General features: G+C 73.5%; 6 protein-coding genes and 1 pseudogene. 5 read left to right on the top strand and 2 right to left on the bottom strand.

Annotated features, from left to right (window positions below):
- From MHW47_RS31205 to MHW47_RS31185, 5 genes and pseudogenes are all read left to right on the top strand, one after another.
- Positions 1-354, top strand: a pseudogene (locus MHW47_RS31205) (histidine kinase); the annotation flags it as partial.
- Entirely contained in the window at positions 351-833 is a 483-nt protein-coding gene (locus tag MHW47_RS31200; protein ID WP_239227231.1) for a roadblock/LC7 domain-containing protein, read from the top strand. The pseudogene MHW47_RS31205 and the gene MHW47_RS31200, both read left to right, overlap by 4 nt.
- The gene (locus MHW47_RS31195; protein ID WP_239227230.1) at positions 830-1,243 is read left to right on the top strand and encodes a DUF742 domain-containing protein; all 414 of its coding nucleotides are present in this window, start codon (positions 830-832) and stop codon (positions 1,241-1,243) included. The genes MHW47_RS31200 and MHW47_RS31195 overlap by 4 nt, the downstream gene beginning before the upstream one ends.
- The gene (locus MHW47_RS31190; protein ID WP_239227229.1) at positions 1,224-1,874 is read left to right on the top strand and encodes an ATP/GTP-binding protein; all 651 of its coding nucleotides are present in this window, start codon (positions 1,224-1,226) and stop codon (positions 1,872-1,874) included. The genes MHW47_RS31195 and MHW47_RS31190 overlap by 20 nt, the downstream gene beginning before the upstream one ends.
- A gap of 27 nt (positions 1,875-1,901) precedes the next feature.
- Entirely contained in the window at positions 1,902-3,143 is a 1,242-nt protein-coding gene (locus tag MHW47_RS31185; protein WP_239227228.1) for a styrene monooxygenase/indole monooxygenase family protein, read from the top strand.
- A gap of 25 nt (positions 3,144-3,168) precedes the next feature.
- Here MHW47_RS31185 and MHW47_RS31180 read toward each other — a convergent pair whose 3' ends face one another.
- Both MHW47_RS31180 and MHW47_RS31175 read right to left on the bottom strand, forming a co-directional pair.
- Positions 3,169-4,302 carry a C40 family peptidase gene (locus tag MHW47_RS31180; RefSeq protein WP_239227227.1) on the bottom strand — a complete coding sequence of 378 codons (1,134 nt, stop codon included), beginning with the start codon at positions 4,300-4,302 and terminating at the stop codon, positions 3,169-3,171.
- A 171-nt stretch (positions 4,303-4,473) separates the two neighbouring features.
- Positions 4,474-5,698, bottom strand: a 1,225-nt coding sequence (locus tag MHW47_RS31175; protein WP_239227226.1) for a PQQ-binding-like beta-propeller repeat protein, incomplete at its 5' end; no start/stop codon positions are given.

Here is a 5,698-nt window from a genome sequence, read left to right as displayed (position 1 = left end):
TCGGGCCCGTACGCCATCGGCCCCGACCGGCACGAGCGCGCCGACGACGAGGCGCCGCAGGCGGCGGCCGACCCCGCCCCGGAGGCCGCGGCCGTCACCGACAAGGGACTGCCCAAGCGGACCCCCAACATCGTCCGGCCTGCCGGGGCACCCGCCGCCGAGCGCCGGGGGAGCGTCGACCGCGAGGCCCTGCGCCGCCGCCTCGACGGCTTCCAGCAGGGGGCGAAGGAAGGACGCAGAGACGTCGAGGCGGAACTCGCCGGAGACACACGTACCGAACAGGACGAGCCGGCAGGCCGTACCGAAGGCCGGACCGGAGACACGGGGGAATCAGTCGAGGAGGCACGTAGTTGACTGCGCCCAGCACATGCGGGCTGAGTAGCGAGGCCCGGAACCTGCAGTGGTTGCTCGGCAATCTCGTGGAGGAGGTGCCAGGGGTCCACTCGGTCACGGTCGTCTCGTCGGACGGGCTGATGCTGCTCTCCTCCGACCCCGGCCACCGGACGGACGCCGCCGAACCGGCCGCGCCGAGCGGACCACGCGGTTCCAGCGCCGATCTGGCGACCATCGTCTCGGGCATAGGCAGCCTCACCGCCGGTGCCGCGACGCTGATGGAGGGCGGCGGCGTCAAACAGACCATGGTCACCATGGAGGAGGGCAGCGTCTTCGTCATGTCGATCAGTGACGGCTCCCTGCTCGGGGTGCACGCCGCCCCCGACTGCGACATGGGCGTCGTCGCGTACCACATGGCGCTGTTCGTCGGCCGGGCCGGGCACGTACTCACCCCCGAACTCCGCAGGGAGCTGCGCACATCGTTGGAGAGCGCCCAGTGACCCCGGCCGCCGCCGGACCCGCCGGCAAACTCCCCGTACGCGGAGCGGGCAAACGGCCCGCACGGGTACGCCCGTACTCGCTCACCGGCGGCCGCACCCGCTTCGGACACGTCCTGCTCGTGGAGACGTTCGTCGCCGCGCTGGAGGCCCCGGAGGAGCGCCGCGAACTCACCAACGGCAACCCCTCCCGCGTGATGCCGGAACTCAGGGCCATCGTGGAGATCTGCCGCCGGATGCGTACCGTCGCGGAGGTCTCGGCACTGCTGAGAATGCCGCTCGGCGTGGTCCGGGTCCTGCTCAGCGACCTGGCCGACCAGGGAAAGATCCGCGTGTACGGGACCGGGCACGGCCCCGGCAGACCCGACCGCGCACTGCTCGAAAGGGTGCTCGATGGACTCCGCCGTCTCTGAGTCGCCGCTGTTCGCCCCGCGGCAGCCGGGGCCGGAGAGCCGCCCCGAGGAGAAGCTCCAGCCCTGGGAGCTGGACACCACCAGGGCCCCGATCGCCACCAAGATCGTGGTCGCGGGCGGCTTCGGCGTCGGCAAGACCACCTTCGTCGGCGCGGTCTCCGAGATCACCCCGCTGCGGACCGAGGCGATGATGACCCGGGCCAGCGAGGACACCGACGACCTCAGCGCCACCCCCGACAAGCTCACCACGACCGTCGCCATGGACTTCGGCCGGCTGACGCTCGACGACGACCTCGTGCTGTACGTCTTCGGCACCCCGGGCCAGAAGCGGTTCTGGTTCATGTGGGACGACCTGGTGCGCGGCGCGATCGGCGCCGTCGTCATGGCCGACACCCGCCGCCTCGCCGACTGCTTCCCCGCCCTCGACTACTTCGAGAGCTGCGGACTGCCGTACATCGTCGCCGTCAACCACTTCGAGGGCACCCCGGCCTTCGAGGCCGACGACGTCCGCGAGGCGCTGACCGTCCCCGCCCACGTCCCCGTCCTGATCATGGACGCGCGCAGCCGGATCACGGTCGTCGAATCCCTGCTGACCCTCGTCGGCCACGCCCTCGAGACCAGCCCCGCGTAACCCCGCACCCCCCAACGGAGAACCGCGATGCGGAAGATACTGATAGTCGGAGCCGGCCAGTCCGGACTCCAGCTCGCCCTCGGACTCCAGTCCCAGGGCTACGAAGTCACCCTGATGTCCAACCGCACGGCCGACGAGATCCGGTCCGGCCGGGTCATGTCCACGCAGTGCATGTTCCACACCGCGCTCCAGCACGAGCGGGACCTCCGGCTCAACTTCTGGGAGTCCCAGGCCCCGCGCATCGAGGGGCTCGGCGTCTCCGTCGCCGCCCCGGACTCCTCGCGGGCCGTCGACTGGGTCGGCCGGCTCGACGGCTACGCCCAGTCCGTGGACCAGCGGGTCAAGATGGCCGGCTGGATGGACACCTTCGCCCAGCGCGGCGGACAGCTCGTCATCCACGGCGCGGCCGTCTCCGACCTCGACTACTTCTCGCGCGCCTACGACCTCGTACTGGTCGCGGCCGGCAAGGGCGAACTGGTCTCCATGTTCGGCCGGGACGCCGCCCGCTCGCCGTACGACGCCCCGCAGCGCGCGCTGGCCGTCGCCTACGTCCACGGCATGGGCCCGCGCCCCGAGCACCCGGAGTTCGACGCGGTCCGCTGCAACCTGGTCCCCGGCGTCGGCGAGCTGTTCGTCATGCCCACCCTCACCCTCTCGGGCCGGGCCGACATCCTGTTCTGGGAGGGCGTCCCCGGCGGGCCGCTCGACGCGTTCCAGGGCATCAAGGACCCCTCCGAGCACCTGGCGAAGACCCTGGAGCTGATGGAGCGCTTCACCCCCTGGGAGTACGCCCGCGCCACCAAGGTCGAACTCACCGACGCCAACGGCACCCTCGCCGGCCGGTACGCCCCCACCGTCCGCAAGCCGGTCGGCCGGCTGCCCGGCGGCGGTCTGGTGCTCGGCGTCGCGGACGTCGTCGTCGCCAACGACCCGATCACCGGCCAGGGCTCCAACTCGGCGTCCAAGTGCGCCGCCGCCTACCTCGACGCGATCGTCGAGCACGGCGACCGGGAGTTCGACGAGGCGTGGATGCAGGCCACGTTCGACCGCTACTGGGAGACCGCCCAGCACGTCACGAAGTGGACCAACGCCATGCTCGGCGCCCCGCCGGCCCACGTGCTCGACCTGATCGGGGCGGCCGGCGGGCTCCAGCCGGTCGCGGACCGCTTCGCCAACGGCTTCGACGACCCGGCCGACTTCGAGAACTTCTTCTTCGACCCGGAGCGGGCGCAGGCCTATCTCGCCTCGGTGGCCGGCCCCGCCGCCTGACGGCGCCCCCGCCGCGCCCCCGGCCCTACGAGGCCGGGGCCGCGGCGGAGCCGTAGCCCTCGTCGGAGCCGTCGGTCGCCCCCTTGGGCAGCTCGGGGCCCTGGTACGAGGCCAGCGGCGTACCGGCCGGGTCGGGCCGGACCGCGCCGAGCACCGGGTTCGACGCCACCGGGGACACCTTCACCCGCGAGCCGGGCCGGGGCGCCTGCACCACCAGGCCGTTGCCGAGGTACAGCGCCACATGGGTCGCCTTCGGGAAGTAGACCACCAGATCGCCGGGGCGCAGCGCGTTCATCGGGACGCGGGTCAGCTGCCGCCACTGCTCCTGCGAGGTGCGCGGAATGACGCGGCCGGCGCTCGCCCACGCCCGCGAGGTCAGCCCGGAGCAGTCGAACGCGTCGGGGCCCTCCGCACCCCACACGTACGGCTTGCCGATCTGCCGGACCGCGTACCGGACGGCCGCCCCGCCCTGCGCGGTCGGCGGCCGGGACGAGGACAGCGCCCCGGCGAGCGCGCTCTGGGCCCGGTCCGTGTTCGCGCGCTGGAGGCCGTTGACGTCGGCGAGCTGGTCCGGGGAGAGCCGGGCGAGCATCGCCTCGACCTGTTTCAGCCGGGTGCGGACGGTGTCGCGCTCCTTCTTCTTGCGCGCGGTCAGCGTCCGCTGCTCGGCCAGCACCTTGCGGGACTCCCGGGCCAGCTCGTCGGCCCGCTTCTCGGCCGCGCCGAGCCGCCGCACGGCCGCCGCCCGCCCGGCGGCCAGCCGCTGGATGACCTGGCCCTGGGTCAGGGCCGCCTCCGGGTCGCGCATCAGCAGCAGCCGCAGATACGCGGAGAGTTCGGACCGGCCCTGGTACTGCTCGCGGGCCAGCCGCCCGGCGGCGTCGCGGCCGTCGGCCAGCGAGCGGCGCGCGGTGACGAGGGCCGCGTCGAGCTTCTTCGCCCTCGCGGCCCGCTTCTTCAGCTCGGCCGCCGTGCCGTTGTAGCTCTCGGTGGCCTCTTCGGCCTGCTGGTAGAGCCGCTGCAACTCGCTCAGCAGCCCGGCGGCGTCACCGGGCGCGGGAGGCGGGGCCGGGGCCGCGACGGCGGTGGCCGGGGAGACCACGACGACGGCGGCCAGCACCGCCGTACCGAAGCTGCGCACCAGGGTGCCCGACGCCACGACATCACCTCCGGAACGGGGCGAATCGTGCGACTACCCCATGAGTGAGCGCATTTCGTGCATACGCTCACGTGGTGCGGAGTGCGACGCAAGGACCGGGGGGCGTGGCGGCGGGCCACCGCCCCCGGAATCGCCCGGAAGGCGGCGGCCCCGTCCCCCGGACGGACGCGGTCAGGCCACCGGGAACGCGTAGACGGTCCGGCCGCGCCGGACGATCGCGGTCCCGTCGTACGCCAGGACCTGGTAGCCGGCGGTGACGGTCTCGCCGCCGGGGTCCTGGTTGCCGATGTCCTGGAACTTCCACAGCCGCTTGCCGTCGGCCGCGGCGAAGGCGGTGACCTGGCCCTGCTCGGCGGCGAGCAGGGTCTTGCCGCCGGAGCTGACGGTGATCGCGGGGATGCCGTCGCCCGCCGCCTCCGTGGACCGCTGCCACACCGCCCGGCCGCTCTCGCGGTCGAGCGCGCCGACGACGTGGTTCCGGTTGGTGGTGTACAGCGTGTCGTCCTTCGGCACCGGGAGGCCGAAGACGGAGTCGCGGCCGCCCTTGAACGTCCACCGCGCCTTGCCGCCGGGCGTCGCGAACGCCCGCAGGCCGCTGCCCTCCGCCGCGTACAGGACGCCGTCGTCGCCGCCCGCGGCCGCCCCGTCCGGGGTGACCCGGCCGAGGGCCTTGGTCCACCGGGCCTTGCCGGTCGCCCGGTCGAACTCGGTGAACCGGGACTTGTTCTTGGCGGCCTTCACCTGCTTCGGCGTACGGGAGGACGGCCGCTGCCGCACGACCACGGAGTCCTCGCGGACCGCGATCAGCTGGTAGGCGGGTGCGGCGTCGCCGCGGCCGTTGGGCAGCGGCGACCGCCACAGCTCCTTGCGCTCCGCGATGTCGTACGCGAACAGGTACGACTTGACGACCTTCTTGTCCTTGCCGCGCTTCTTGCCCTTCTTGGGCTTGGGCGCCTTCACCGTCACCCGGTGCGCGCCGGTGAACCAGATGCTCGACCCGTCCGCGCCGACCAGCGTGCCGACCGTGAGGCCGGGCACGTCCTCGAAGCCGTCGTCGTACGCCAGCCGCTGGGCGACCGTGCCGTCCTTCGCCGAGATCCACAGGAACGCGGACGGGCCCGCCACGAAGCAGTGCTCGTCCCCGGCGGGCAGCGCGGCCCGGCCGCCCGCGGCGTCCGGGCACTGCCACGCCCGGCGCCCGGTGCGCAGGTCCACCGCGCTCGCACCCTTCTCGTCGGTCAGGACCAGCAGCCGGTCCTTCCAGAGCGCGGCCGTCTGCGGTGCGGGCTCGCCCCCGGGGTGGGTGTAGATCCAGCGCGGCTGCGGGGCGCTGCCGGGCGCCGTCGGCCGGGTGCTTGCGGGCGCGGGCTTCGGCGCGGGCTCCGGGGCCGCCTTC

This window comes from Streptomyces sp. OfavH-34-F, assembly GCF_022347745.1.
Classification (GTDB): domain Bacteria; phylum Actinomycetota; class Actinomycetes; order Streptomycetales; family Streptomycetaceae; genus Streptomyces.
Note: the sequence above shows the minus strand (reverse complement) of the source record. Positions and strands in the feature narration are given on the sequence as shown.

What these genes read in the sequence shown, in the direction of transcription:
- MHW47_RS31190 (WP_239227229.1), top strand. Translation starts at nt 1,224, where the DNA reads ATGGACTCCGCCGTCTCTGAGTCGCCGCTGTTCGCCCCGCGGCAGCCG.
- MHW47_RS31185 (WP_239227228.1), top strand. Translation starts at nt 1,902, where the DNA reads ATGCGGAAGATACTGATAGTCGGAGCCGGCCAGTCCGGACTCCAGCTC.